The sequence below is a fragment of the Peribacillus sp. YIM B13472 genome (genome assembly GCF_042788005.1).
Taxonomy (GTDB): Bacteria; Bacillota; Bacilli; order Bacillales; family DSM-1321; genus Peribacillus; species Peribacillus simplex_E.
The window spans coordinates 1-3,014 of record NZ_JBHZPG010000075.1 but is presented as its reverse complement, the minus strand read 5'-3'; the positions used below and the strand labels follow the sequence as shown (position 1 = coordinate 3,014).

Genomic DNA, 3,014 nt, shown 5'->3' with positions numbered 1-3,014 from the left:
AAAAGCGTTGGTTAAGTCCTCGATCTATTAGTATCAGTCAGCTCCACATGTCGCCACGCTTCCACCTCTGACCTATCAACCTGATCATCTTTCAGGGATCTTACTAGCTTGCGCCATGGGAAATCTCATCTTGAGGGGGGCTTCATGCTTAGATGCTTTCAGCACTTATCCCGTCCGCACGTAGCTACCCAGCTATGCCTTTGGCAAGACAACTGGTACACCAGCGGTGCGTCCATCCCGGTCCTCTCGTACTAAGGACAGCTCCTCTCAAATTTCCTGCGCCCGCGACGGATAGGGACCGAACTGTCTCACGACGTTCTGAACCCAGCTCGCGTACCGCTTTAATGGGCGAACAGCCCAACCCTTGGGACCGACTACAGCCCCAGGATGCGATGAGCCGACATCGAGGTGCCAAACCTCCCCGTCGATGTGGACTCTTGGGGGAGATAAGCCTGTTATCCCCGGGGTAGCTTTTATCCGTTGAGCGATGGCCCTTCCATGCGGAACCACCGGATCACTAAGCCCGACTTTCGTCCCTGCTCGACTTGTAGGTCTCGCAGTCAAGCTCCCTTGTGCCTTTACACTCTACGAATGATTTCCAACCATTCTGAGGGAACCTTTGGGCGCCTCCGTTACTCTTTAGGAGGCGACCGCCCCAGTCAAACTGCCCACCTGACACTGTCTCCCACCCCGATAAGGGGCGCGGGTTAGAATTTCAATACAGCCAGGGTAGTATCCCACCAACGCCTCCACCGAAGCTAGCGCTCCGGCTTCTCAGGCTCCTACCTATCCTGTACAAGCTGTACCAAAATTCAATATCAGGCTGCAGTAAAGCTCCACGGGGTCTTTCCGTCCTGTCGCGGGTAACCTGCATCTTCACAGGTACTATAATTTCACCGAGTCTCTCGTTGAGACAGTGCCCAGATCGTTACACCTTTCGTGCGGGTCGGAACTTACCCGACAAGGAATTTCGCTACCTTAGGACCGTTATAGTTACGGCCGCCGTTTACTGGGGCTTCGGTTCAAAGCTTCGCTTGCGCTAACCTCTCCCCTTAACCTTCCAGCACCGGGCAGGTGTCAGCCCCTATACTTCGCCTTGCGGCTTCGCAGAGACCTGTGTTTTTGCTAAACAGTCGCCTGGGCCTATTCACTGCGGCTTTTCTGGGCTATTCACCCTAAAAAGCACCCCTTCTCCCGAAGTTACGGGGTCATTTTGCCGAGTTCCTTAACGAGAGTTCTCTCGCACACCTTAGGATTCTCTCCTCGCCTACCTGTGTCGGTTTGCGGTACGGGCACCTTACATCTCACTAGAGGCTTTTCTTGGCAGCGTGGAATCAGGAACTTCGGTACTATATTTCCCTCGCCATCACAGCTCCGCCTTAATGGAAACGGGATTTGCCTCGTTTCCGGCCTAACTGCTTGGACGCGCATATCCAACAGCGCGCTTACCCTATCCTTCTGCGTCCCCCCATCGTTCAAACGATGTATAGGTGGTACAGGAATATCAACCTGTTGTCCATCGCCTACGCCTTTCGGCCTCGGCTTAGGTCCCGACTAACCCTGAGCGGACGAGCCTTCCTCAGGAAACCTTAGGCATTCGGTGGAAGGGATTCTCACCCTTCTTTCGCTACTCATACCGGCATTCTCACTTCTAAGCGCTCCACCAGTCCTTCCGGTCTGACTTCAACGCCCTTAGAACGCTCTCCTACCATCGACACCCAACGGTGTCAATCCACAGCTTCGGTGATACGTTTAGCCCCGGTACATTTTCGGCGCGGAGTCACTCGACCAGTGAGCTATTACGCACTCTTTAAATGGTGGCTGCTTCTAAGCCAACATCCTGGTTGTCTAAGCAACTCCACATCCTTTTCCACTTAACGTATACTTTGGGACCTTAGCTGGTGGTCTGGGCTGTTTCCCTTTCGACTACGGATCTTATCACTCGCAGTCTGACTCCCAAGAATAAGTATTTGGCATTCGGAGTTTGACTGAATTCGGTAACCCGTTGGGGGCCCCTAGTCCAATCAGTGCTCTACCTCCAATACTCTCATCTTGAGGCTAGCCCTAAAGCTATTTCGGAGAGAACCAGCTATCTCCAGGTTCGATTGGAATTTCTCCGCTACCCACACCTCATCCCCGCACTTTTCAACGTGCGTGGGTTCGGGCCTCCATTCAGTGTTACCTGAACTTCACCCTGGACATGGGTAGATCACCTGGTTTCGGGTCTACGACCTCATACTCATTCGCCCTATTCAGACTCGCTTTCGCTGCGGCTCCGTCTCATCAACTTAACCTCGCATGAAATCGTAACTCGCCGGTTCATTCTACAAAAGGCACGCCATTACCCATTAACGGGCTTTGACTACTTGTAGGCACACGGTTTCAGGATCTATTTCACTCCCCTTCCGGGGTGCTTTTCACCTTTCCCTCACGGTACTGGTTCACTATCGGTCACTAGGGAGTATTTAGCCTTGGGAGATGGTCCTCCCTGCTTCCGACGGGATTTCTCGTGTCCCGCCGTACTCAGGATCCACTCAGGAGGGAACGAAGTTTCAACTACAGGGTTTTTACCTTCTTCGACGGACCTTTCCAGGTCACTTCATTTACCCCGTTCCTTTGTAACTCCATGTTGAGTGTCCTACAACCCCAAGAGGCAAGCCTCTTGGTTTGGGCTAATTCCGTTTCGCTCGCCGCTACTCAGGAAATCGCGTTTGCTTTCTCTTCCTCCGGGTACTTAGATGTTTCAGTTCCCCGGGTCTGCCTTCAGTACCCTATGTATTCAGGTAAAGATACTGTTCCATTACGAACAGTGGGTTTCCCCATTCGGAAATCTCCGGATCAAAGCTTACTTACAGCTCCCCGAAGCATATCGGTGTTAGTCCCGTCCTTCATCGGCTCCTAGTGCCAAGGCATCCACCGTGCGCCCTTTCTAACTTAACCGTTAAAAAAGATCTTACAGATGCTTTGAAAAAAATTAATTGCCTTCTATCTATTATCTAGTTTTCAAGGAACAA

The 3,014-nt window shown here is 52.1% G+C and carries 1 rRNA gene; it reads right to left on the bottom strand.

Annotated features, from left to right (window positions below):
* Positions 1–7 precede the first annotated feature (7 nt).
* Positions 8–2,940 (bottom strand): 23S ribosomal RNA (locus ACFX4I_RS26305).
* Positions 2,941–3,014: the final 74 nt, after the last annotated feature.